The organism is Pedobacter glucosidilyticus (assembly GCF_002483235.1).
Taxonomy (GTDB): domain Bacteria; phylum Bacteroidota; class Bacteroidia; order Sphingobacteriales; family Sphingobacteriaceae; genus Pseudopedobacter; species Pseudopedobacter glucosidilyticum_B.
In genome coordinates, this window is sequence record NZ_DLHN01000029.1 from 36,647 (window position 1) to 60,704 (window position 24,058).

Consider the following 24,058-nt stretch of genomic DNA (forward strand, 5'->3'; position numbering starts at 1 on the left):
CGAATAAATTCGTATTTTGCATCAATCAATAAACTTAATAGGATTTCATTAGCGTATGAAAACAACTGTTTTAGCTTTTTTCTTATCTATCTTATTTTCTTGTTCTGCTATTTTAGCACAAAGCAAAGCTCAATTAGAAATAAACCAATTTATTGATAAAACCAAAGCGGTAATGGGGCAGCCCGACTCTATGTTGCATTATGCAGATTTAGCTTATCAAAAAGCAAAAACAATTAACGATACCAGAGGCTTGGCTACAGCAGCTAAATTTAAAGGGGTGGCTAACTATTTAAAAAGCGATTTTAAATCGTCTGTAAAGCATTATCAAGAAGCTTTAAAGTTATTTAGCTCTTTGAAAGATACTTTAGAAATTGCAAAAGCTAATTTAAACATCGCTACTACTTATAGTGCATCAGGCGAGCATCAATATACCATTACCTATGCTTTAAAAGCACTAAGATTGTTTGAAAAAATTAAAGAAGAAAATGGACAAGGAAGGGTAAATAATCTTTTAGGTATGGTATATCATGAACAGGCTAATTACAAGCAGGCTATGGTTTATTTTAAGGATTATTTGCAAAATGCTTTAAATGTAAAAGACCTTACAGAAATTGCTTCTGCTTATAATAATATGGGCTCTACCTTTACTGCTTTAAATAAAATAGATTCTGCTATTTATTATCTACAATTAGCTAGACAAAAGAATATTGAAATTAACAACCTGCCTGCAAACGCTCCTGTTTTAATCAATCTGGGCGAATTATTTGTTAAAAAAAGAAATCATCAACAAGCTATTATCCATTTAAATGAAGCCTTAATCCTTACAGAAAAAATTGGGAATCAGGATTTAAAAATGAAAGCATTGTATAACCTAGGTTATGCCCATGCCCAAACAGGGAAGCTAGCACAAGCAGAACAAGAGTTTAAAGGTGCTTTACAAATTGCCCAAAATTTAAATGACAAAGAAATTTTATACAATAGCTACGCCGAGCTTGCAAAATTACAACAACAAGCAGGTAAGTATCAGGAGGCTTATGAGCATATTCACAAAGCCTTTATGCTTAAAGATTCTGTTTTGTTCTTAAACAACCAAAAGAGTTTGCAAGAGTTACAAACGCAATACGAAACCAGTAAAAAAGAGCAACAAATCACCAATCTAAACCAAAAAAACTTAATCCAAGAGTTAAAAATAAAACAGCGCAACCTATACCTGTTTATAGCTGCGGTGATATTGACTTTAGTAATTAGCGGCGCTTACTTTATTTATCAAAAAAGAAGAGCAAAAGAAAAGCAACTGATACTAAAAGCCCGCTTAGAAAAGCAAATCTTGGAAGAACAGGCAAGACAAAAAATGCAATCTGAAAAAGTAAGGATTTCTAGAGAATTGCATGACCATATTGGCTCTTACCTTACTTTTATCAATAATACGATGACCGGTATGGTAGAAAACGAAACTCAGGACTATGATAAAATTAATCAAGTAAAACAACTGACAACAGAAACTATAAAAGAACTCAGAAAAACAGTTTGGCTTATCAATAAAGAGGCTGTAAGTGTAGAAGAACTAGCCGTTAAACTTAGAGATTTCTTTAAAAGTATTTCTTTTTTAACTGTAACAGATGAAGGGCAAACAGCTAAAATTATTGATGCTACAAAAGCCACAGAAATTTTCAGAATTGTACAAGAAGCTGTAAACAATGCGCTTAAACATGCAAAAGCCTCACTTATTGATGTAAAACTTGAGGTTAATGATACGCAATTAGATATCATGATTACGGATAATGGCAAAGGCTTTAAAGAAGCTGATATAATGGCTGGTTTTGGTTTAGCTAATATGAAAAATAGGGCTGCCGCTATTGGTGGAGTTTTACATATTACCTCAGACCTGCACACCGGAACAAGTATACACGCCACCATTAAACTTTCATAAATACGGAGTTTTGCGTATCGGTTTAAAGCTTAAGCTTGTTTAGTTTTACAAAAAAATATTTTAAGTATGATCCATATAGCCATTGCAGAAGATAATACCTTTGCTTTACAATCTGTTTTAGATAAGCTTGCTAAGTATGATCATTTAGCTGTTAAATTGGTAAGCCCCCATGGGCAGGATTTATTATCGAAAATAAAACTTCATCCTATTCATCTGGTATTAATGGATATAGAAATGCCGGTATTGGATGGTATAGAAACTACGCGGAAATTAGTTCAACTAAACCCTAAAATAAAAGTATTAGCATTAACCACCTTTGACGATGATGATAAAATTTTTGAGATGATTATGGCTGGTGCATCAGGTTATTTACTGAAAGAGGAAGGGCATGAAAACATTTATAAAGCTATTACAGACACTATGGATGGTGGTGCGGCAATGTCGGCAAGTATTGCTTTAAAGGTTATGAATATCATGCGTAGGCAACCTCATGATGCTAAAACGGTTAAGGATTTTGATATTACACCAAGAGAAAAAGAAATTTTAGAACACCTAAAAAAAGGTCTTACTTACGAACAAATTGCTGCTAACTTATTTATTAGCTACGGAACCGTTAGAAAACATATCGAAAATATCTACAAAAAGCTACAGGTTGATAATAAAGTTAGTGCGCTAAATATTGCTGTTGAAAATAAATTGGTATAAATTTATTTCACCCTTTTAGCATTATCCTTAACAAAACTTTCCCAACCGCTATAAGTTTTACTTTTACCACTGGTAGAAATTTTTTGAAAAGAATGGCAAACAGCAACAGCCAAACCATCAGTAGCATCTAGAAATTCTGGTGTTTCTTTAAAGACCAATAGTTGTTGTAGCATAGCTGCAACCTGTTCTTTTCCTGCATTTCCGTTTCCGGTGATAGATTGCTTCACTTTCTTTGGAGAGTATTCAAATATGGGAAGATTTTTTGCCAGTCCGGCAGCCATAGCAACGCCTTGTGCCCTACCCAATTTTAACATCACCTGTATATTTTTACCATAAAATGGAGCTTCTAGAGCCATACAATCTGGCTGATATTGCTCTATTAAACTGCTGGTACGTTCAAAAATACGCTGTAGTTTTAGCGGATGATCATCTAAATGGTCTAGTTTAACAATGCCTAAGTTGATTAAAGAAAGTTTATTTCCGGTTTCTTTTACCAGGCCATAGCCCATAACTGCGGTACCTGGGTCTATCCCTAAAATAATTCTTTCTTTTGATTTTTCTATCAGCATACTGGCAATATTAAGCTAAATTCTTAACATTGTACAAATATGGCGGTTTTAACAAAGCAGCAGAAAAAAAACATCAGTTACCTTATAAAAATTTCAATTCTACTATGTGCAGCTATTTTTATTCATAAGCGCTTAACAGATAATAGTAATTTAAGAAATTTTGAAGAGTTAATGGCTGATTTACACCCCAAGCAAGTTACCTTAACTTTAGTGGGTATATTTCTTTTGATGTTTTTTAACTGGTTTTTAGAAAGCATCAAGTGGAAATTTTTAATCGCAAAAGTAGAAGTTATCAGTATAAGGAAAGCTATAGAATCTATTTTTTGCGGTTTAACCTGGGCCGTTTTTACACCTAACAGAATTGGAGAATACGGTGGAAGAATTTTCTTCTTATCTCCCAGAAAAAGAATTCAAGGCGCTGTGCTGATGAGTGTTGGGCACATCTCACAAATGGTGATTACCAATATAGCTGGTGCTATTGCTTTATTATGGTTTCTTCATCAGTTTGTGATTCAAGAAATCAACCTTTTATTTGCCATTGGTTTTGTAATAGCCGTTTTTTGTTTTTTTCTTATCCTTTTTTATTTTAATATCCATTGGTTAAATAGCTTGCTAAACAAACTTAAATTTTTAAATAGGTTTACTTCGTACTTTAAAGTTTTAACCAATTTTAGTCAAACAGAACTACTTAAGGTTATGCTGCTAAGCTTAGGTAGGTTTGCGGTATTTACCTCGCAATATATACTTATCATACATGTATTAGTACCAGAAATTCCGTACTATCAAATAAGTTTATTGGTATTTATTTTGTTCTTTGTACAATCGGCTTTACCATCTTTAGATTTGCTTGATATTGGGGTAAGAAGCATGACAGCAACATACTTCTTTAGTTTCATTACCCATCAAGAAATTGCTATTATGGCTGCGGCCTCATTAATATGGTTGGTTAATTTAATTATTCCAGCTATTTTGGGTTCATTCTTTGTTTTTAAACTTAACTTCTTTGATTAGTATTCTTAGCCTGCTTTCTTTAATTTTTACGATTGTTTATGTTATTGTTGTCTTATTTTTAAACCGAGGCTGGCAAAGGTTGCGCAATTTTACTTTTAAAGATATACAAGCACATACCAAAGTATCTATCCTGATAGCAGCCAGAAACGAAGAAGACAAAATAGCTTTAACCATTGATGATATATTAAAACAACAATATCCAAAAGAGCTTTTTGAATTGATTATTGTAGATGATCACTCTACTGACCATACGGCACAAATAATTGCAAGTTATGCTTCGCAGGGTGTTAAACTCATTCAACTAAATGAAAGCGAGCCCTTAAATTCTTACAAAAAGAAAGCTATTGCCGAGGCTATTAAAACAGCCACAGGAGAGCTCATCATAACTACAGATGCTGATTGCCGCATGTCATCTTTATGGTTAGCTACTATTGTTAACTATTATAACCAGCATGGCTATAAGCTTATCAGTTCGCCAGTAGCTTATTTTGAAGAAAAAAGTTTTTTTGAACGCTTACAAACATTAGAATTTTCTTTTCTGATTGGTTTGGGTGCTGCGGGTATTGGTAATCAAATGCCTTCTACCTGTAATGGTGCTAATTTAGCTTATCGTAAAGATGTTTTCGAAGAACTTGGAGGCTTTAAAGGAATAGATGATTTAGCCTCAGGTGATGATGAGCTTTTTTTACATAAAGTAGCTTTTGCCTACCCAGAAAGCATTGGATTTTGTAAATCTTATGATGCCATTGTGTTTACCCACGCTAAAGAAAACTTAAAGTCATTTATTCAACAGCGTAAGAGGTGGGCCAGTAAAAGTGTTAAATACAAAGATAAGCGTATTGTAGCATTAGCAATTTCTGTATGGATATCTAATTTAAGTTTAATCTCACATCTTTTATTTGTTGCTTTTATACCCTCACTTTTTCCGATTTTTATCATCCAATATCTACTAAAAATGGGTGTAGAACTTTGGTTCCTTTACCCAGTTTTAACATTTAACAAAAGAAGAAGTCTATTAATTTTATTACCTTTTTTAACACTTTTACACCCCTTATACTTTATTTATATTGGAATAGCAGGTAACTCTGGAAAATATAATTGGAAGGGACGCATGGTTAGATAGTTTTTAAATTGAGTTTTTTGATATAAATAATTAATTTAGAAACATAGAATAAGATTTTGAAAAAAGAGCTAAATATTTCTAAAGACGAAGAACAAATAGATCTTATCGAGCTCTTGCTGAAAAGGCAGGCCGAGTTAAACGCACTCTTAGAAATCACTCAAGCTATCAATAGTAACGTACCAGGCTCTGTTTTGATAGAAATGCTAGAGCTTATCTTAAAAACAACTTTAAAAGTTGGACGTTTTAGGCTACTTTTTAAAAACGAAGACGATTTTATTTGTGTATCGCAATTTGGTGGTGATTTAGAATATGATGAAGACTATAATGCCATCAGTAAAGAATTGATAGAGCTTAAAAATCCAACAGAGCTATCAGACCACCCAGACCCTGTATTTAATAAATATGAGTTTTTTATACCTGTTTATCATAAAAACCAAGCTTTAGCCTATATATTGGTTGGCGATTTTTCTCCTGAAGAAAAGCTGATAAGCAACAAAATAGATTATATCCAGACACTGATAAATGTTATCATTGTTGCTTTTGAGAATAAAAAATTATTTAAAGAACGTATTCAAAAAGAGCGTATCCAAAGAGATCTTGAGCTTGCCAGTCAGGTTCAAAACATGCTTATTCCTCAGGTTTTACCCAAAAACACCGAGTTAGATGTTGAAGCTATCTATCGCCAACATCAAACCATAGGAGGAGATTTTTATGATTTTATAGAACTTAATGATACTGAGATTCTTTGGTGCGTAGCCGATGTTTCTGGAAAAGGAATATCCGCAGCGTTAATTATGGCCAATTTTCAGGCTAGTTTAAGAGCCTTAGTTTCTGTTGATATTTCTTTATCAGAACTTATTTCCAGACTCAACAAAGTAGTTTACCAAAATACTAAAGGCGATAGGTTTATCACCCTATTTTTGGGTAAGTATAATAAGCAAACCCGAGTACTAAATTTTGTAAATGCTGGTCATAATGCCTCTTTGTTGATACAAAACAACAGCGTTGAACCCTTATTAAAAGGCACCACCATGATTGGTGTATTTGATGAGTTACCCTTTATCAATGAAGGACATATCACTATACCATCTGAGGCTTTAATTTTTAATTATACAGATGGCATTTTAGAATTTGATGGAGAAGAAGAAAGAAGCCTATCTGAGATAGATTTAATGGATTTTTTGATAACCCACAATCATCAAGACTTAAAAACAATCCACCATTTACTTATTAAAAAGATTGAAAATACAAGAAGAAGTGTTACCGCAACAGATGATATTACCATCCTATCTTTAAGATTTCATTGAACTAGACCTAAAGAGAGCAGTATGCTCTTATTTTAACGTTTAGCGTTAAATTTTAAAATCATTCTAATAGTCATCAGTATATTTTTATTTGAAGCAGGCAGGTGTTTGGTTAGTTCCCGCCTACCCAAATTACTTTAGTCTTTTTTGCTTTTTAAATAACTTTGAGACTTTAATAAAGCTATCTTAAATTGCTTTTCCATCTCCATCAATTTCAGTTTTTCTGTTTGAAAATAAGCTAAGGCTTCTTTTTTAGTTTTACCTTCAATATCAACTTTAAAAGCTCGCATCCAACTCATCATGTTTTCATCTGCTTTATCTAATAGCTGGATAATAGCTAAAAGCTCTTCTTTCTCTTTTAAATCATTTTTACTGGTCTTTTTAAATTGCTTTTGCAGAATATTGTTTAAGAGCCGTCTGTTTTCAATTAACTGCTCTTCATAAACCATAAGTTTATCATGCTTTGCTACCACTTCTTGTCTTACAAGTTTATAGTCTGGTTGGCTGTTGCAAGACAATATCAGGCAAAGCATTGATAAGGCAATTAAATGATATGCCTTTAAAATAATGCTAAACATGTTTACTGTTTTTAGAAAGCTATAGAACTGTGAATCATAAATCTATCTCCTGCGTCTGCTCTTCTTTCAGCTAAATTTTGTGATTGTATACGCTGATAATTGGCTCCTAATGATAATCTTTTTAAGCTGAGCTCTAAACCTGCAACTGATGATAGGGAGTATCCTCCGGATACTGCTACTTCAAATTTATTATTTTCTATATCCTTTGCAGCCGTTTCATAGAGTAAACCAACATTAGGTGCTACTGTCAATACCTTTGCAATTCTGAATTTATGGTAAGCTAGAACATTAGAAGTAAACTTATTACCGTAACGGTACTCAAATTTATTCTCTGTATTGATTTTGTAATTGAGATTAACATTGATTCCTGTATTTTGTAATCTGACATCATACATGGCATTAAGTGTAAAATCTGTACTTGCTGTACCTAGCTGAAAATTATTTGGTGATTCTTGCATCATTAATCTCTCCGTAGGTTCATATTTACCAGTTGGCGCTTTAATACCTGCACCTAACCAAAATGATTGTACGAGCAACTTTTCTCCTACAGTATTTCTTCCATTATATAGGTTATAGTAACCCATCAAGGCTATATCTCCTAAACCATCAATATTTCCAGAGCCGGTTTGACCACTGCGCTGATTAAAATTATAAGGTATAAAAGCCAATACTCTAAATTTACTACCTATGTTCCACCCTCCCCACAGTTCTGCACTTTGATAGGTTTCATCTGTTGTTAATGGCGTACGTTCGCCACTTGGCCCAAGATGAGTAGCAAGTGTTTTGTATTGATATCTTAAACCAGCAAATCTTTTATTAAACTCTGGTAAAATACCCAGATAGTAACTTCCCACACCACAACCGCAAATGTCGCATGCTTTACTCACGCTTATACAGCCTATAACTAACCAACACACTAGTATTATCTTTTTCATTTTCTTTTTTTATTGTTCTGCTAAAAGCGGATTGTTGATAAAATGCTCATCATTTAAAGTATTCAGAAACGCAATAATTTTGCTTCTATCAGACTCTGGAAGTTCAATACCTAATTTGATGCCTTTTAAGAGTGGATCAAGATTAGGAGTTTCAACAACTTCTTCATGGTAATGTCTTAATACAGCGTTTAAATTTAGAAATCTACCATCATGCATATAGGGTGCGGTATATCTTAAATTTCTTAAAGAAGGAACCTTAAACTTATATTTATCTGTTTCCTGTAAAGTAGCGTTATATAAACCCTGATCATTTATCGGGGATATACCTAATCCATTATTTCTGAAATTATTATCGGTAAATAAAGGCTCTGTATGGCAGCTTGCACATTTCTGTAAAAATAGCTGATAACCTTGTTCTTCTTCTTCTGTAAATGAAAAACCTGGCTCTTTACGAATGATTTTATCATACTTTGCGTTACTACTGATACACATAATCATGAACTGAGACAATGCTTTCATGAATCTTGCGGTTGTTACTTCCTCTGATCCAAAGGCTGCCTTAAACATGGCCTGATACTTAGGTAAAGAACGAATTTTATTCATCACATTAGCTACGTTATCATCCATTTCTTCATGTGCTGTTATTGGAATTATAGGTTGTAAATCCAAATCATAAACACCACCACCCCACATAAAAGCTTTATTCCATGCCAGATTCATGATTGGGGGTGAATTGCGTGTTCCCAATCTATCATCAATCCCATGGCTTACATCATGTCCATGTTGCGTAAAGGCAGAAGATTGAATATGGCAGGAACCACAAGTTATTGTATTGTTTCTGGATAAGCGTGGTTCATAAAATAAGGCTCTACCCAGCTCAAAACCTTCTTTAGTTACAGGGTTGTTTTGTAAATTATACTCTGGTTCGGGAAAGTGTGCTGGCTTAACGAAGCCTAGCCACTTTTCAATTTCTGTAGTAATTGCGTCATCCTTCTGACAAGCTACTATAAACAATCCAAAAAAGATGATAACAGTCCAGTGCTTTCTTTTCATAACGTTTAATTTTCTGTATGGTCATGTTTAAACATTTCAGTAAGATTGGCTGCGATATTTACGCTAAACTCGCTAAACATTACATTAGGGTTTCTTGCAATACTTATACGGTTTGTTCCATCAAAAACCTTCATAATATCTACAAATAGGTGTATATTACTTTGCCTGTCTTTTCTAACACGAGCTATTCCAGCATTTGTTAAATCAACGGTTATGGTTTTAATATTATTGATGGTTGGTGCCGAGTACCCTCCAAAGCCCCCAATATGATATTTAAATTGTTTTTTACCGGTAGGATCTCCGCTAGTATCATTTGATATCACTGATGAATTACCTTCAAACTTAAAAAATATATAACCTGAATTCCAGCCCCAATACATTCCACCTCCATCATGACCGCCACCGCCAAGTGCAGGGTCTAATACTCCGGTACGCTTATCTACAGGCATGGTACTTCGCAGACTGTCTACTCCGAGAGTAAAAGTAAGTTTTGTATAATCACCTTCAGGTACGCGTACACGTGTGAAACGACTTGCTCTGTCTGCTCCGTTGATAAGGAAATAACTACTGTCTTGATTTACAGTGTAAGTGATGCCATCAGCAGTAGAAACCTTGATGTTACTAATGAAGTACTGTAACATAGAAATAGAGAATTTTTCTCCATTACTATTGGTGTACAGACTACCAGTATTGTTAATAGAAAAAGTGCGATCTCCAACAATATTATCAAATTCAATAGATAAGGGAGCAAGATTCTTCTCTTCAAAATCTGGTGCCACATCATCTTCTTTAGAACAGGCTGTTATCATGAAGATAGTGCCTATAATCATTATCCATTTTAAATTTTTCATATCCTATTTGTTATGTGGATTACTTATGCTTTTGTTATTAATAAAATCAAAATCACTAAGGGTGTTTAAAAAAGCTATTATTGCTTCTTTCTCTTGTATAGACATAGGGATGCCCGCTTCTCCATTATTCTGATACATCAGTTGGTCTGTACTCACGCTTACTTTAACATGATTCATATAGTGATTTAAAACCTCGTTTAAAGTATTAAATCTGCCATCATGCATATATGGTGCTGTGAGAGCAACATTTCTAAGAGAAGGGGTTTTAAATTTCCCTAGATCTAGAGGATTAAAAGTTACCCGATATCTGCCCTGATAAATGCCTTCATGTTCATCACTAAACATGGAATCTAACCCATTATTATGATATGCATAGTCAGTAAAAAGTTCCCCACTGTGGCAACCTTTACATTTTTTTTCTACCAAGCTCAACCCTTGTAATTCAAGGGTTGATAGCTGGATATTATCTTCCTTTCTGATGTATTTATCATATTTGGAATTTGCTGAAATGAGTGACCTCTGGAACTGTGCTAAAGCTTTAGCTACATACTTTGATTTTATTTCATCCTGAAATACAAGTTTAAATCTTTGTACATAGTCTGGAATCTGCTTTAGTTCTGATTCCATGATTAACAAGTCCTGATGCATTTCATCAGGACTTGTTATGGGTGCAAATGCTTGTGATTCAAGATTGGTAGATCCTCCGTCCCAGAATAACCCTTTATTTGCCCAAGCTAGATTAAATAAAGCGGGTGAATGTCTGTGGAGTACTTTTCTAGACTCTCCTTTATCATTCAATGCTACACCATCTGTAAATGCTAGTTCTTGATGGTGACAAGATGCACAGGAAATACGATTACTAGCTGATAAGCGAGTATCATAAAAAAGCCTTCTACCCAATTCTATCCCTTCCTTAGATAATGGATTATCTGGATCTTCAGGAGCTGTTGGAAGATTTGAAGGCACTGCAAGTTTAACAAAGCTTGGCAATGGTAATTCTTCCTCAACTAAAGGTTCTTTTTTACAAGAAACTATTAGCAATGATAGCCATAAAAGGATAGTTATACGTTTTAGATTAACGTATTTAATTTTAATCATCATTATCTAGCAGAAGCCACGGTAAATACTTTAGTAGCATAATTTGTTGCAACTTGAGCCATAATGGTAGCCTTACTAGCACCTACAATAGGATTAGCGAAAACGTCTACACCATCAAGCGCTTTTTCTACATCAGCTTTTAAAACAATCTCACTATCTTTTACTGATGAAATTCTGATGTTAGTAGGAAGATTGATTGTAACAGTTTTATAATTAGTATTTAGGCCAGTTTCTACAAGCATGTTTTTAGGTGCACTAGCTCCAGATTTTACCGTACCTCCAACAGAAGTAAAAATATAACTTGTCATCCACATCCAAGAGATGTTCGTCATTCCGTTTAATTGAGAAAGTTCACCGATTTGTAAGCTTAAATTATCATTATATCTGCTTTCTACACCAACAGAGAATTTAATGCTTTTATAATCACCAACAGGTACTCCAGATAATTGTATCACCTCGCGTTTGTTAGCAGGGTAAGTAAAGTCTCCTTCCTGAACTGCAACAGCACTAGTTTCTTCTAAAAATAGTAAGAATTAGGTACCTCATATTCTTCTCCTGCTGCATTAATCAAGATAACATTACTTACCCAGTACCTGAACTTATTAAAGTTATAAATAGAAGTACCAGAAGTAAAATCTCTATTTAAAGCAAAATCCTGATTACCAAAAACAGCATCAAAAGTAATAGCTGCTTTACCCTCTGTTTCTACAGTTAATGCTTCTTCCTCTGAACAAGAAGTAAATAATATGATTGATAAACCTATAATTGAGAATAATTTTTTCATTTTAATGTTTATAAAGGCTTTATAGCCTGATTTTCTTAATTTTTTTTATACGATGACCTTTGCCAGACTTTATGAAAGCTGGATTAAGGGATTGAAAGGATAATAACATCCGTATATAGAATATTTTATAAATAAAATATTCTTAGTAAAAAGATGTTTAAATAAAAGTAGGAGTAGTGATAGTTGGCGGATGCGAGATATCCTGATTAAATGTTGGTAATTTAAACTGTGATGAAGCTACAGTGACCTTGATAGGATTTGTAGCAATGCAGCTAAAAGTTAAAGGTTCATGAACAAGAAAAACATCAGATGTAGCTTTTTTTAAGGCTTCTTGTTCTTGTTTATGTTCTTTTTCTTCAGCGGCTTTTAATTTTTTCATTAACACACAGTTGCCCCTACACTGTAATTGGGGCTTGCCTTTATTTTCGCAAAGTGTGGTAGCTATTTGATCTTGATTAATTTTAAATTGAGCATAAATGAAAAATCTTGATAAGTTGGTACTTATCAAAGTAAGAAGTAGAACGAATGCTACAATACGATTAATCATTTGCTGCAAAAATAAGAATTATTTGTTTATTCCTATATTTAGTTAAGTTTTTTATGTTCAAGATGAATTCTAATTTTTAGAAAGCTTAACCTTACTTTTTAATATACTAAAGAACACTATCTTCGTTTTAATGAAAATCAAACCAGATAAATTTGTTATAGCAGTATTCATAGTCATCGCCATCGCTTATTTTTTGCCACAATGGGGTGTTAAAGAAAGTAAAATACCGCTAGCAACTATTTCATCTATCGGCGTATCCTTAATTTTCTTTTTTTATGGCTTAAAATTAAGTGCCGATAAGTTAATAGCAGGCTTAAAAAACTGGAAACTTCATTTACTGATACAGCTATCTACTTTTTTGCTATTTCCCTTATTAGTTTTACCATTTTATCCATTAGCCATAGCTACTAAACAAGAATTGCTGTGGCTATCCATGCTTTTTCTGGCTGCTTTACCCTCTACCGTTTCCTCATCAGTAGTAATGGTAGCCATGGCTAAAGGTAATTTACCAGCAGCCATATTTAACGCCAGTATTTCTGGAATTATTGGCATAGCCATTACACCTTTATGGATGGGTATGTTTTTACAGCAAACATCTGGAGACTTTAATTTAGGCTCGGTATATCTGCAACTGATTATAGAAATTATTTTACCAGTATTAGCGGGTATACTTTTACAGCGCTATTGGGGTAAATATGCTATTCAGTACAGCAAACAGTTAACCCTTTTTGATAAAACAGTTATCCTCATCATCATTTACAAAAGTTTTGCGCAATCTTTTGCTGATGGATTGTTTGCTGAAATTTCTCTCAGAGATTTAATACAACTATCCGGTTTAACCATTTTGTTATTTTACTGCATGTATTATTGGGTAGGATATTTAGCAAAATACTTAAAATTTAATACAGAGGATAGTATAACAGCACAATTCTGTGGAACCAAAAAGTCATTGGTACATGGCACTGTTTTTTCTAAAATATTATTTAGCGGGATACCTACTATTGGTATTTTGTTACTTCCATTAATGATTTTTCATGCTTTTCAGCTCGTTGTTATCAGTTATGTAGCTGGTAAATTAGCTAAGAGGTTAACCTGATATTTATAAGTGATAATTTTACGTTTTACACAGTACTTTTATATTCCAAACTCTTAAATAAAATCTTAATTTTACCGTTCATCAAATGTCAAATTGGCTTAAATTAGCCAATGGCTCAATTGTTGATTTTATTGAGTTTTCAAACAAAAAAACAGCATGTTAAATTTTATAAATAAGCTATTCGGTAGTAAATCAGAACGCGATGTTAAAAGTCTGAGACCTATCGTAGACAAAATAAACGAAGAATTTCAGAAACTTGCCCATATTTCTCATGATGAATTAAGAGCAAAAACCCAAGAGTTTAAACAAAGAATTCAGGAAAGTCTCTCAGAAATTAATGAGAAGATTATAGAAATAAAAAACAACGTTGAGCAAAATCCAGAACTACCTTTACACGAAAAAACGGCTTACTATGATGAAATTGACCGTTTAGAGAAAGAGCGTAACAAAAAGCTTGAAACCGCTTTGATGGATATTTTACCAGAAGCTTTTGCAGTTGTAAAAGAAACAGCAAGACGTTTTTCTGAGAACGAAACTTTAGAAGTTACAGCTAGTGTTTTTGATAGAGAGCTGGCTGCAAAGAAGGCCAATGTGATTATCCAGGGAGATAAAGCTATTCACCATAATAGCTGGATTGCAGCAGGTACAGAAGTAAAATGGAACATGATTCATTACGACGTACAGCTGATAGGTGGTATCGTATTGCATCAAGGTAAAATTGCCGAAATGGCAACGGGTGAGGGTAAAACTTTAGTTGGTACATTACCTATTTACCTAAATGCTTTATCAGGCATGGGTATCCATGTAGTAACGGTAAATGATTATTTAGCCCGTCGTGACTCTGAGTGGAATGGTCCAATTTTCGAGTTCCACGGTTTATCTGTTGATTGTATCGATAAGCATTATCCAAACTCGGCAGATAGAAGAAAAGCTTACCAAGCCGATGTAGTTTACGGCACCAATAATGAGTTTGGTTTTGATTACCTGCGTGACAATATGACACGTACCCCAGAAGAGTTGGTACAAGGTAAATTACATTTTGCTATTGTGGATGAGGTAGACTCGGTTTTAATTGATGATGCTCGTACACCTTTAATCATTTCTGGTCCTATCCCACGTGGAGACCAACATGAGTTTTACGAGTTAAAACCACGTATAGAGCGTTTGGTAAACACCCAAAGAAACTTCATCACCAACGTTTTAAACGAAGCAAAAAAGCAAATCAACGAAGGTAAAACAGGTGTAGAAGAAGGCGGTTTAGCATTATTAAGAGCTTACAGAGGTTTACCTAAAAATAAAGCATTAATCAAATTCTTGAGCGAGCCTGGTATGCGTCAGGTATTAACCAAAGCAGAGAATTATTACATGCAAGATCAAAATAAAGAGATGCATAAAGCAGATGCTGAACTTTATTTTATCATTGATGAAAAAAATAACCAAGTAGAGCTTACAGAAAAAGGTATCGAGTTAATTACGGCATCGGGCGAAGACCCTCATTTCTTTGTCTTACCAGATGTAGGTACAGAAATAGCTGATATTGAAAAATCTACCATCAGTAACGAAGAAAAAGCAAGTAAAAAAGACGAGCTAATTAGAGATTATTCTATCAAATCAGAACGTATACACTCTGTAAATCAATTATTAAAAGCTTATACGCTATTTGAAAAAGATACCGAGTATATCATTGATGAAGGAAAAGTTAAAATTGTTGATGAGCAAACAGGTCGTATTATGGATGGCCGTCGTTACTCAGACGGTTTACACCAAGCTATAGAAGCAAAAGAGAATGTGAAAATTGAGGATGCAACACAGACTTATGCCACCATTACGCTTCAAAATTACTTTAGAATGTACCATAAACTTGCCGGTATGACAGGTACTGCCGTTACAGAAGCAGGCGAGTTATGGCAAATTTATAAATTGGATGTGGTGGAGATTCCAACACACAGACCAACTTCTCGTACTGATATGCAAGATAAAGTATATCGTACCATGCGTGAGAAATACAATGCCGTTGCAGAAGAAATAGTAGAATTAACAAAAGCTGGTCGCCCGGTTCTGGTGGGTACTACTTCCGTAGAAATATCAGAATTATTAAGCCGTATGCTAAAGTTAAGAGGTATTAAGCATAATGTGTTAAATGCCAAACTACACCAGAAAGAAGCTGATATTGTTGCCGAGGCAGGTAAAGCCGGTACAGTAACCATTGCAACAAACATGGCTGGTCGTGGTACCGATATTAAATTAGGACCAGGCGTTAAAGAAGCCGGCGGTTTAGCCATTGTAGGTACAGAAAGACATGAGTCTAGAAGGGTGGATAGACAGTTGAGAGGTCGTTCTGGCCGTCAGGGAGATCCAGGTTCATCTCAGTTCTTTGTGTCTTTAGAAGATAATTTAATGCGTTTGTTTGGCTCAGAACGTATAGCCAATCTGATGGTAAAAATGGGTATAGAGGATGGCGAAGTTATCCAACATTCTATGATTACCAGTTCTATAGAAAGAGCTCAGAAAAAAGTAGAAGAAAACAACTTTGGTATACGTAAAAGGTTATTAGAGTACGATGATGTGATGAACTCGCAACGTACCGTAATCTATACGAAACGTAAAAACGCTTTATTCGGAGAGCGTCTAGACCTCGATATCGAAAATATGGTTGTTGATGTGATTGATGATATCGTTACCGAGTATAAAGAAGCCAACAATTACGAAGGCTTTAAGCTAGAGCTGATTAGAATCTTTGCTATTGATACTGCTATCACGCATGAACAGTTTACTAGCTCTAATATCAACAAGCTTTCTGATAAAATATTTGAAGAAGCAACAGAAGCTTACAAACGTAAATCAGATGCTATTGCGCAGCAAGCATACCCGGTGTTAAAAGAGGTTTTAGATACCAGAGGGCAATCTATCGAAAATATTATTGTGCCTTTTACTGATGGCACACATGGTATACAGGTTGCAGCTCCTCTAAGAAAATCTGTAGAAACACAAGGAAAAGAAGTAGTAAAGGCATTTGAGAAAAATGTTGTTTTAGCTTTAATTGATGATACTTGGAAAGAACATTTGCGTGAGATGGACGACTTAAAACAGTCTGTACAAAACGCTGTTTATGAGCAAAAAGACCCCTTGGTGGTTTACAAAATGGAAGCCTTCAATTTGTTTAAAGGAATGCTAGCAGGTGTAAATAAAGAAGTGGTAAGTTTCTTATTTAAAGGTATTATTCCAACTAACGATGGTCATGCAGCACCAGTTCAAGAAGCAAGACAACAGCCCCAAACAGATATGAGGCAGATGAAAGTTTCTAAGCCAGAGTTAGCAAGAGAAAGTAATGGTGTACCAATGGTAGATGATACTCGTGAGTTACAAAAGACACAGCCTATTGTTCGACATGAAGACAAGATTGGTAGAAATGATCCTTGCCCATGCGGAAGCGGAAAAAAATATAAAAACTGTCATGGTTTATCAGCATCATGAAAATGATTAGATACATATTAATTTTAGGATTTTGCTTTACAGGAACTTTGGCATTTGCGCAGAAAAGTACAGTTAAAGAAGTTAAAGACCCTTTGATTGATAGTTTGATAGCCAGAAGAATAGCATTAAACAAAGGAGTTACCAAAGATGGTACTCCTCTTGTTGTTTATGGTTACCGTGTACAAATTTTCTTTGGCCCAAACCGTAACGATGCTTATCAAGAGCAAGCTCGTTTTAAAAGTTTATATCCAGAATACAATACCTATATTTCATACACTCAACCAAATTACCGGGTAAAAATTGGAGATTTTAGAACCAGAATGGAGGCACAAAAAATGCTGACAGAGCTAAGAACTGTTTTTCCTACCCTTTTTATTTTTAACGAACGTATTAATCCATCTAATTAAAAATGCTGATTGAGAAAATTAAGTTAGCCGCAAAGGAAATTCACGAGGGTGTGATAGCTAACAGAAGACATTTGCATGCAAATCCAGAACTTTCTTTTGAAGAGTATGAAACTTCTGCTTTTGTACAAGAGCAGTTAAAAGCCATGAAAATACCATTTGAAAAAATGGCGAATACAGGTGTTGTAGGTATCATTAAAGGCGAAAAGCCATCAGATAAAGTTATCGCTCTAAGGGCAGATATGGATGCGCTTCCTATTGAAGAAGCTAATGATGTGCCTTATAAATCTACCAAACCAGGGGTGATGCATGCTTGTGGGCATGATGTACACACTTCCTCTTTATTAGGAACAGCAAAAATCCTGAACGATTTAAAGAGCGAGTTTGGCGGTACTATAAAATTGATATTTCAACCCGCTGAGGAAAGATTACCAGGAGGAGCAAACCTCATGATTAAAGAAGGTGTTTTAGAAAACCCTAAGCCATCGGCTGTATTGGGTCAGCATGTAATGCCTTTGATAGAAGCTGGCAAAATTGGTATTCGCCCGGGTAAATACATGGCCTCTACAGATGAATTATATGTAACTGTTAAAGGTAAAGGTGGGCATGGGGCGCAACCTCAGCAAAACATAGACCCTGTGGTGATTATGGCACACATGATTACAGCTTTACAACAAATTGTAAGTAGAAATGCTGATCCTCGTTTGCCGTCAGTTTTATCCTTCGGAAAAGTAATTGCCAATGGTGCAACCAATGTAATCCCCAATGAGGTTTATTTAGAGGGTACTTTTAGGACTTTAAATGAAGATTGGAGAGCCGAAGCTCATCAGAAAATGAAAAAAATGGCCGAATCTATTGCCGAAGGCATGGGCGGAAGTTGTGATTTTAGAATAGAAAGAGGTTATCCATTTTTAATTAACGAAGAAGCTTTAACAGCCAATGTGAAGAGTTTTGCTATTGATTATATGGGTAAAGAGAATGTGATAGATTTAGATATCTGGATGGCTGCAGAAGATTTTGCTTATTTCTCTCAGGTTACCGATGCTTGCTTTTACAGGTTAGGAACCGGTAATAAAGAGCGTAACATCACATCATCTGTACATACCCCAACCTTTGATATTGATGAAAAAGCGCTTGAATTAAGCACAGGCTTAATGGCTTACTTAACCCTAAAACAATTAGGAAATTAGTGAAAATGCCAGATTAAATTTCTGGCATTTTATTTTATAAAAACTCTCTTTTATACTTATCATACATTTTTATTAATTGATAAAATCATGAAAAGATTTAATCTCCTTATCATTTCCTTGTTCTTAGCGAATGCGGTATTTGCACAGGCAATTCCTCGTTTTAATCCGGATACGGTATTAACTGTAGTAGTAGAGCAAGATGTGGTGATAAAAAAGGCTAAGGCGGGTTTAAGCGAGGATGATTTTATACAAGCTATCGTTACAGATACCAGTTTTTACGAGGCTTTTAGAAATATGAAAAAGTATGCTTTTATCGCAGAAAACAGGGTATATACCTATGATAAACAAGATAAAGTAGAAGGCAGTATTTATAGGAAAATTAAACATACCAACGACCAAAAGGGGCATAACATGCAGTATCTTGAGAAAAAAGATACTGGTAAATTATTTAAGAAAAATGGTAAGTACGAGCTTTACACGGTAGAAATGTTTGATTATATTTTCATGAATGCTTACAATTCTGATTTTGTACCTAACAGTGCTGGTGGCCCGGGTGGTAAAGGCGGAAGTAATGAGTCTTATAAAGACAAATTAAAGACGCTTATTTTTACCCCAGGCAGACCCGTAAGAGGCGTACCTTTGATATCTGGTAAAACGGAAATATTTACTGCCAATATGCGCCAATACTACGATTATCGTTTCTCATCTGGAATGTATTTAGATTCTATCCCCGTTTACCGTTTTAAAGTAACCATGAAACCAGATTTATCTAACTGGACCAAAGATGGTATCATGATTAAAGAGTTAACCACCATTTTTGATAAACGTAACTTCCAGATTTTGGGCAGATATATTGATATGAAGCTAGACAATTTAGCTTTTGAGTTTGATGTACAAATGAATATCGAGCTAGGTTATTTTAACGAAGAATTATTGCCTACCAAAATCAGCTATCAAGGCAACTGGGATATACCTTTTAAAAAGCAGGAAAGAGCAAGTTTTTTGGTTTTACATAAGGATTATAAAGCAGAGTAGTTTGCGCCATACCCCTTTTACAAGTGCTTAAAGTGTTATAGCTTTCTATGTTAACTAGGCAACTAAGAAAAAATAACTAAACTTTTTCTCCAAAAGCTAAATCTCCGGCATCGCCTAAACCAGGTACGATATAAGCTTTACTCGTCATTTCTTCATCAATATCTCCTAACCAAAGTTTAGCTTTGGGTAAGTGAGCCTTAACATGTTCTACCCCAACCTGACTGGCAATAGCTGATACGATATGTAAATCTTTAATCTTATAATTTGCCATCAATTCTTTACAACAAAGCACCATACTTTGACCGGTAGCCAACATAGGGTCAGCAATAATTAAAGTTCTTCCATCTAAGTCTGGTGTAGAAAAATACTCCATTTTAATAGTGAAATTACCATTTTTTTGAGTTTTCCTGTAAGCAGCAATAAAAGCTGAATCGGCTTTGTCAAAATAGTTTAGTAAACCTTGGTGTAAAGGTAAACCGGCTCTTAAAATAGTTGCCAAAACAGGGTCGGTTTTATTTAAATTGATATTTGCCAAGCCTAAAGGTGTTTGTACTTCAAACTCCTCGTAAGTAAAAGTTTTACTGATTTCGTAAGCAAAAATCTCCCCTAAACGCTCCATATTTCTCCTGAAACGCATACTATCTGTTTGCACTTCTGCATTTCTAAGTTCTGCTAAAAAATGGTTAGCTATGGTATTCTGCTGGCTGAGTATGAACATGCTATAAATTTACAATTTTTACACCTTTGATTTATCATTTATTTATGCGGTTGGCTTCTTCCAATAATTGCTGATAAACAGTTTTCCAGCCTTCCCAAACTCCAAAATTACTTAAAGACTCGTTATGCCAAAGACTTATAAATGTGCCATTTACTTTTTTTACTTCATTTAATAATAGATTTAAAATATCACTTGCTTCCTGAGGTTTTAATTTCAAGTAAGCCCTTAAAGTTTGGTCCATCACTATGGTTGGAAAAACCTTTAAACCAGTGCTATAATCTGCTCTTAAATTATACCAATAAAAGGGGGTACAAGTGCCAGCTCTAAAACCTACATCATCGGCATAAGCCATAGAGTAATCTTCCTTTATACCTACGTCTAAAAGATTTTCAAAGGTTTCGGGTAAATTAAATTTTAAATAATGTTGCCTGCTTCTTTCAATGGGATGTTGTATAATTTCCTCTAAAGCTTGCTTCTCATTCACAACTTCATCTTCATGAAGATGACTGGCATAAGAAGGATGAATACCTATAGGATGATGCTGACTTAACTTTTGTAGCAGTGCTCTAAACTTTGGATGATTTCTTTTTGGTGCTACATCAAACTCGTGTTTATTACCCATTAAAATAAAATACTGGGTTTGTTGTTGATCGTTTTTATCCCATTGGGCAACTTGCTGATAAACATCAAAAGGATCTGTAGATCTCCCTTTTAAAAAGGATTTAAATTGCTTTAAAACCCTTTTAACAAATTTTTCTGTTTTAAAATAATAAGGTCTATCTATATCTAAAGTAGGTATAAATTTGAATCGACGTTTTCGGAAAGGTAAATCAGGAAAACGTTGAAGTAATACATTCAGGATATCATAAGCCCATATATCTACCACGGGTTTATGCAAAAATGAATTTGTTTTTGCGATGCTATACTTCGCTGGAAAACGCCTGTGCTGGTCTCTCCCTTTATTGGTATACTCCTCGTATCTGCTTAATAAATAAAAAGAAGCAGCAAAAACATCAAAGGGCATAGCCGATGATTGTACAGGGAAAAACACCTGATAATTATCGTAATTTATGCTTTCTAAGTTTTGATATTTTATCCCCAACTCATCCAAAAGACCACAAGACTTAAAATGGATTTCATCAGCCAAAACCTCAGGAGCATAACTTATTTTAGGTCCTTGATAATTAGAAAAAGCAAACGCATCATCCAGAACTTGGTAGTTAATACCCAACACCTCGCTAAACAAGAAATCAAAAACATATTGTTTCCTGCTATTTAAATTAGGTGTATAAACGAGTAGTTGCATAGTTAAAAATAGAGATAATATTGAGATTTCCGTTCATCAACATAAGCACCATATAAAATATGGCTATTTAATCTCAATACTCCTTCTTTAAAACTGTATTAGCTCACCTGTACTAAGTATTAGCTGTTTTGGTTGGTCTTACTTCTACTTTACTAGGTAATACTCTGGGATGCATGTTTAATAAATCTACCACCATTTGCCCCATATCTGAGGGTTGTATTTTCCAGGCATCTTTTTCAGTATCGGGCTGATGCTCGTTAAAATGAGTAGAAACAGAGCCCGGCATAATGGTACTTACTTTAATACCGTATTGCCTTAGATCTAGCATGATGGCTTGCGTAAAACCTACTAAACCAAACTTGCTGGCATTATAGGCTGCACCACCAGCAAAAAAGTTTGTCCCCGCTAAACTAGCGATGGTAAAAATATATCCTGTACTTTTCTTTAACTCTGGCAAAGCAGCTTTAATGCTGTAAAATACGCCTGTTAAATTGGTATCTATAGTATCATTCCAATCGGATATAGATAAATCTTCAATACTGGCAAAATGTCCAATACCTGCATTGGCAATCAGAAAATCTAGTTTACCCCATTTGGCAATAATTTGATGAATAACTTTTTGTTGGGATGAAAAATCCTTAACATCTGCTTCTAAAGGTAAAACATCTTTCCCTAGTTTTTGAGCTGCAGCCTCGGCACTAGCTAAACTTCTACTGGTAATGGCTACTTTTATGCCTTGTTTAAGTAGGGCTTCTGCAATACCAAAACCTATACCTTTACTCCCACCTGTTATCAAGGCAACTTTATCTTGTAATTTTTGCATGATTTATATTTTAATGAAAGCGTTAGTTTCTATAGCTTTTCGCATAATAAGCATACCAAATTGCATCATATCTTTTGAATGGGAGATATTTTACTGATATATGATATTTTAGCTAGTTATCAAAAAACTACTCTGAGTAACCAAAACTTTTAAGGTAATTCTCGCGGTTACGCCAATCTGGTATTACTTTAACAAACATTTCTAAAAACACTTTCTTTTGTAAGAATTCTTCCATGTCTTGTCTGGCATAAGTACCTACCCTTTTTAACATAGAACCTGCAGGCCCAATAATGATATTTTTTTGGGAATCTCTTTCTACCACAATTTCTGCGCTGATACGGATGATGTCTTTAGACTCTTTAAAGGAGGTTACGATAACTTCTGTACTGTAAGGAATCTCTTTTTTGTAAAGTTTAAATATTTTTTCGCGAATCATTTCGGATACGAAAAATCGCTCTGAGCGGGTAGTAAGTTCGTCTTTCTCATAATAAGGTGGGTGTACAGGTAGTTTTTCTACAATGTACTGCATCACCTTATCTACATTGTATTGGTGTAGGGCAGAAATACCTATAATAGCATCAGGGTTTAGTTTTTCTTTCCAATAAGAAATTTTTTCCTCAACTTGATCTTGGTTAGATTCATCTATTTTGTTGATTAAAATCATGAGGTGAGCTTTAGACTTTTTAATCTTTTCTAAAACGTCTTGCTCGTCATGCTTCTCATTAATATCAGTAACAAATACTAGAATATCAGAATCTTCTAAAGTATCATCCACTGCATGCATCATGGTTTCTTGCAGTTTATAATTTGGTTTGATAATACCTGGAGTATCAGAAAAAACAATCTGATAGTCTTCTTCATTAACAATACCAATAATACGATGCCTTGTGGTTTGAGCTTTGGGCGTTATGATAGCCATTTTCTCTCCAACAAGTGCGTTCATTAAGGTAGATTTACCCGCATTTGGTTTCCCGATGATGCTTACAAAGCCTGCTTTATGCGACATTTAATTTTTTTTAAATTTTATTTGGAGTACAAAGAAACGAATTATATCTTTGCAGTCCAATTCGGAACAGGATTTAAATTCTAAACCGAACAAAAACACAGCGATTGTGTTATAAAAATGAAGTTTTAAAACCAAAATATAGTGCGGGGTGGAGCAGTTGGTAGCTCGTCGGGCTCATAACCCGAAGGTCATCAGTTCGAGTCTGGTCCCCGCTACCTCAGAAAGCTAAAGAATTATTAAATAATAATTTAGGCAAGCTTTCAAAATGGCCCGTTCGTCTAGGGGTTAGGACGCCAGATTTTCATTCTGGAAACAGGGGTTCGATTCCCCTACGGGCTACATAAAATAATATCAAAAAATGCTAAAACCTGCAAATCAAACATTTGCAGGTTTTTTTGTTTACGTTGATTATGATTAAAACCACAACGTAAAAGCCCTATAAGAACAATAAAGGTGTCTTTTTCGAATAGATTGAATAATATCTATGATTATTTCGCTATGATTATGCCGCTCCGCTG

23 protein-coding genes and 2 tRNA genes are annotated in these 24,058 nt (G+C 34.6%); 12 read left to right on the forward strand and 13 right to left on the reverse strand.

Going from position 1 to position 24,058, the window contains the following annotated elements:
* The first annotated feature begins 55 nt into the window (after positions 1-55).
* Entirely contained in the window at positions 56-1,930 is a 1,875-nt protein-coding gene (locus B2745_RS13170; protein ID WP_304067466.1) for a tetratricopeptide repeat protein, read from the forward strand.
* A gap of 66 nt (positions 1,931-1,996) precedes the next feature.
* Positions 1,997-2,635, forward strand: a complete 639-nt coding sequence (locus B2745_RS13175) for a response regulator transcription factor (RefSeq protein WP_304067468.1) — start codon at positions 1,997-1,999, stop codon at positions 2,633-2,635.
* Between the two features lie 2 nt (positions 2,636-2,637).
* Here the strand turns inward: B2745_RS13175 and ruvC are convergent, their stop codons facing one another.
* Entirely contained in the window at positions 2,638-3,204 is a 567-nt protein-coding gene (gene ruvC, locus B2745_RS13180; RefSeq protein ID WP_304067471.1) for a crossover junction endodeoxyribonuclease RuvC, read from the reverse strand.
* 39 nt (positions 3,205-3,243) lie between these two features.
* On the opposite strand from ruvC, the gene B2745_RS13185 reads away from it, so the two are divergent.
* Genes B2745_RS13185 through B2745_RS13195 form a run of 3 tightly spaced genes read left to right on the forward strand, consistent with a single transcriptional unit; the run spans position 3,244 to position 6,645 of the window.
* Positions 3,244-4,215 (forward strand): lysylphosphatidylglycerol synthase domain-containing protein, encoded by a 972-nt coding sequence (locus tag B2745_RS13185; RefSeq protein WP_304067473.1) that lies wholly within the window; start codon positions 3,244-3,246, stop codon positions 4,213-4,215.
* The gene (locus tag B2745_RS13190; protein WP_304067476.1) at positions 4,208-5,338 is read left to right on the forward strand and encodes a glycosyltransferase family 2 protein; all 1,131 of its coding nucleotides are present in this window, start codon (positions 4,208-4,210) and stop codon (positions 5,336-5,338) included. The genes B2745_RS13185 and B2745_RS13190 overlap by 8 nt, the downstream gene beginning before the upstream one ends.
* 56 nt (positions 5,339-5,394) lie before the next feature.
* A complete protein-coding gene (locus tag B2745_RS13195; protein ID WP_304067479.1) occupies positions 5,395-6,645 on the forward strand; it encodes a PP2C family protein-serine/threonine phosphatase in 1,251 nt (416 codons plus the stop codon).
* Between the two features lie 134 nt (positions 6,646-6,779).
* Here the strand turns inward: B2745_RS13195 and B2745_RS13200 are convergent, their stop codons facing one another.
* The 8 genes from B2745_RS13200 to B2745_RS13235 all read right to left on the reverse strand — a co-directional run bounded on the left by B2745_RS13200 (position 6,780) and on the right by B2745_RS13235 (position 12,488).
* Positions 6,780-7,220, reverse strand: coding sequence for a hypothetical protein (locus B2745_RS13200; protein WP_304067481.1), 441 nt, complete (start codon positions 7,218-7,220; stop codon positions 6,780-6,782).
* Positions 7,221-7,231: 11 nt separating this feature from the next.
* Positions 7,232-8,107 carry a transporter gene (locus B2745_RS13205; RefSeq protein ID WP_349681786.1) on the reverse strand — a complete coding sequence of 292 codons (876 nt, stop codon included), beginning with the start codon at positions 8,105-8,107 and terminating at the stop codon, positions 7,232-7,234.
* A 57-nt stretch (positions 8,108-8,164) separates the two neighbouring features.
* Complete coding sequence (locus B2745_RS13210) at positions 8,165-9,208, reverse strand: cytochrome-c peroxidase (RefSeq protein ID WP_304067485.1); 1,044 nt, start codon at positions 9,206-9,208, stop codon at positions 8,165-8,167.
* Positions 9,209-9,213: 5 nt separating this feature from the next.
* Positions 9,214-10,059: an MbnP family protein gene (locus tag B2745_RS13215; protein WP_304067487.1), complete on the reverse strand. Its 846-nt coding sequence runs from the start codon at positions 10,057-10,059 to the stop codon at positions 9,214-9,216.
* A gap of 3 nt (positions 10,060-10,062) precedes the next feature.
* Positions 10,063-11,157 (reverse strand): cytochrome-c peroxidase, encoded by a 1,095-nt coding sequence (locus tag B2745_RS13220; protein WP_304067490.1) that lies wholly within the window; start codon positions 11,155-11,157, stop codon positions 10,063-10,065.
* A gap of 2 nt (positions 11,158-11,159) precedes the next feature.
* The gene (locus B2745_RS13225) at positions 11,160-11,612 is read right to left on the reverse strand and encodes an MbnP family protein (protein WP_304067493.1); all 453 of its coding nucleotides are present in this window, start codon (positions 11,610-11,612) and stop codon (positions 11,160-11,162) included.
* A gap of 62 nt (positions 11,613-11,674) precedes the next feature.
* Positions 11,675-11,941, reverse strand: a complete 267-nt coding sequence (locus B2745_RS13230) for an MbnP family protein (protein ID WP_304067497.1) — start codon at positions 11,939-11,941, stop codon at positions 11,675-11,677.
* Between the two features lie 157 nt (positions 11,942-12,098).
* Positions 12,099-12,488, reverse strand: coding sequence for a hypothetical protein (locus tag B2745_RS13235; RefSeq protein ID WP_304067499.1), 390 nt, complete (start codon positions 12,486-12,488; stop codon positions 12,099-12,101).
* A gap of 130 nt (positions 12,489-12,618) precedes the next feature.
* Between B2745_RS13235 and B2745_RS13240 the strand changes: the two genes are divergently transcribed.
* The 5 genes from B2745_RS13240 (at position 12,619) to B2745_RS13260 (ending at position 19,687) form a co-directional block, all read left to right on the forward strand.
* Positions 12,619-13,584 (forward strand): bile acid:sodium symporter family protein, encoded by a 966-nt coding sequence (locus B2745_RS13240; protein ID WP_304067501.1) that lies wholly within the window; start codon positions 12,619-12,621, stop codon positions 13,582-13,584.
* 156 nt (positions 13,585-13,740) lie between these two features.
* Entirely contained in the window at positions 13,741-17,058 is a 3,318-nt protein-coding gene (secA, locus tag B2745_RS13245) for a preprotein translocase subunit SecA (protein ID WP_304067504.1), read from the forward strand.
* Positions 17,059-17,060: 2 nt separating this feature from the next.
* Positions 17,061-17,465: an SPOR domain-containing protein gene (locus B2745_RS13250; protein WP_304067508.1), complete on the forward strand. Its 405-nt coding sequence runs from the start codon at positions 17,061-17,063 to the stop codon at positions 17,463-17,465.
* Positions 17,466-17,467: 2 nt separating this feature from the next.
* Positions 17,468-18,652: a M20 metallopeptidase family protein gene (locus B2745_RS13255; RefSeq protein WP_304067511.1), complete on the forward strand. Its 1,185-nt coding sequence runs from the start codon at positions 17,468-17,470 to the stop codon at positions 18,650-18,652.
* 87 nt (positions 18,653-18,739) lie between these two features.
* Complete coding sequence (locus B2745_RS13260) at positions 18,740-19,687, forward strand: hypothetical protein (RefSeq protein WP_304067513.1); 948 nt, start codon at positions 18,740-18,742, stop codon at positions 19,685-19,687.
* Positions 19,688-19,763: 76 nt separating this feature from the next.
* Here the strand turns inward: B2745_RS13260 and upp are convergent, their stop codons facing one another.
* The 4 genes from upp to era form a co-directional block, all read right to left on the reverse strand.
* Complete coding sequence (upp, locus tag B2745_RS13265) at positions 19,764-20,405, reverse strand: uracil phosphoribosyltransferase (RefSeq protein ID WP_304067515.1); 642 nt, start codon at positions 20,403-20,405, stop codon at positions 19,764-19,766.
* Between the two features lie 34 nt (positions 20,406-20,439).
* Positions 20,440-21,711 (reverse strand): polysaccharide deacetylase family protein, encoded by a 1,272-nt coding sequence (locus B2745_RS13270; RefSeq protein ID WP_304067518.1) that lies wholly within the window; start codon positions 21,709-21,711, stop codon positions 20,440-20,442.
* 112 nt (positions 21,712-21,823) lie between these two features.
* Entirely contained in the window at positions 21,824-22,534 is a 711-nt protein-coding gene (locus tag B2745_RS13275; RefSeq protein WP_304067521.1) for an SDR family oxidoreductase, read from the reverse strand.
* 127 nt (positions 22,535-22,661) lie between these two features.
* The gene (gene era, locus B2745_RS13280; RefSeq protein WP_304067523.1) at positions 22,662-23,540 is read right to left on the reverse strand and encodes a GTPase Era; all 879 of its coding nucleotides are present in this window, start codon (positions 23,538-23,540) and stop codon (positions 22,662-22,664) included.
* A gap of 142 nt (positions 23,541-23,682) precedes the next feature.
* Between era and B2745_RS13285 the strand changes: the two genes are divergently transcribed.
* Together B2745_RS13285 and B2745_RS13290 are read left to right on the forward strand one after the other, a co-directional pair.
* A tRNA-Met gene (locus tag B2745_RS13285) sits at positions 23,683-23,755 on the forward strand.
* Between the two features lie 52 nt (positions 23,756-23,807).
* Positions 23,808-23,879, forward strand: a tRNA-Glu gene (locus B2745_RS13290).
* Positions 23,880-24,058 lie beyond the last annotated feature (179 nt).

What these genes read in the sequence shown, in the direction of transcription:
- era (WP_304067523.1), bottom strand. Translation starts at nt 23,540, where the DNA reads ATGTCGCATAAAGCAGGCTTTGTAAGCATCATCGGGAAACCAAATGCG.
- B2745_RS13210 (WP_304067485.1), bottom strand. Translation starts at nt 9,208, where the DNA reads ATGAAAAGAAAGCACTGGACTGTTATCATCTTTTTTGGATTGTTTATA.
- B2745_RS13235 (WP_304067499.1), bottom strand. Translation starts at nt 12,488, where the DNA reads ATGATTAATCGTATTGTAGCATTCGTTCTACTTCTTACTTTGATAAGT.
- B2745_RS13170 (WP_304067466.1), top strand. Translation starts at nt 56, where the DNA reads ATGAAAACAACTGTTTTAGCTTTTTTCTTATCTATCTTATTTTCTTGT.
- upp (WP_304067515.1), bottom strand. Translation starts at nt 20,405, where the DNA reads ATGTTCATACTCAGCCAGCAGAATACCATAGCTAACCATTTTTTAGCA.
- B2745_RS13255 (WP_304067511.1), top strand. Translation starts at nt 17,468, where the DNA reads ATGCTGATTGAGAAAATTAAGTTAGCCGCAAAGGAAATTCACGAGGGT.
- B2745_RS13250 (WP_304067508.1), top strand. Translation starts at nt 17,061, where the DNA reads ATGATTAGATACATATTAATTTTAGGATTTTGCTTTACAGGAACTTTG.
- B2745_RS13215 (WP_304067487.1), bottom strand. Translation starts at nt 10,059, where the DNA reads ATGAAAAATTTAAAATGGATAATGATTATAGGCACTATCTTCATGATA.
- B2745_RS13200 (WP_304067481.1), bottom strand. Translation starts at nt 7,220, where the DNA reads ATGTTTAGCATTATTTTAAAGGCATATCATTTAATTGCCTTATCAATG.
- B2745_RS13260 (WP_304067513.1), top strand. Translation starts at nt 18,740, where the DNA reads ATGAAAAGATTTAATCTCCTTATCATTTCCTTGTTCTTAGCGAATGCG.
- B2745_RS13270 (WP_304067518.1), bottom strand. Translation starts at nt 21,711, where the DNA reads ATGCAACTACTCGTTTATACACCTAATTTAAATAGCAGGAAACAATAT.
- B2745_RS13240 (WP_304067501.1), top strand. Translation starts at nt 12,619, where the DNA reads ATGAAAATCAAACCAGATAAATTTGTTATAGCAGTATTCATAGTCATC.
- B2745_RS13175 (WP_304067468.1), top strand. Translation starts at nt 1,997, where the DNA reads ATGATCCATATAGCCATTGCAGAAGATAATACCTTTGCTTTACAATCT.
- B2745_RS13220 (WP_304067490.1), bottom strand. Translation starts at nt 11,157, where the DNA reads ATGATTAAAATTAAATACGTTAATCTAAAACGTATAACTATCCTTTTA.
- ruvC (WP_304067471.1), bottom strand. Translation starts at nt 3,204, where the DNA reads ATGCTGATAGAAAAATCAAAAGAAAGAATTATTTTAGGGATAGACCCA.
- secA (WP_304067504.1), top strand. Translation starts at nt 13,741, where the DNA reads ATGTTAAATTTTATAAATAAGCTATTCGGTAGTAAATCAGAACGCGAT.
- B2745_RS13185 (WP_304067473.1), top strand. Translation starts at nt 3,244, where the DNA reads ATGGCGGTTTTAACAAAGCAGCAGAAAAAAAACATCAGTTACCTTATA.
- B2745_RS13275 (WP_304067521.1), bottom strand. Translation starts at nt 22,534, where the DNA reads ATGCAAAAATTACAAGATAAAGTTGCCTTGATAACAGGTGGGAGTAAA.
- B2745_RS13230 (WP_304067497.1), bottom strand. Translation starts at nt 11,941, where the DNA reads ATGAAAAAATTATTCTCAATTATAGGTTTATCAATCATATTATTTACT.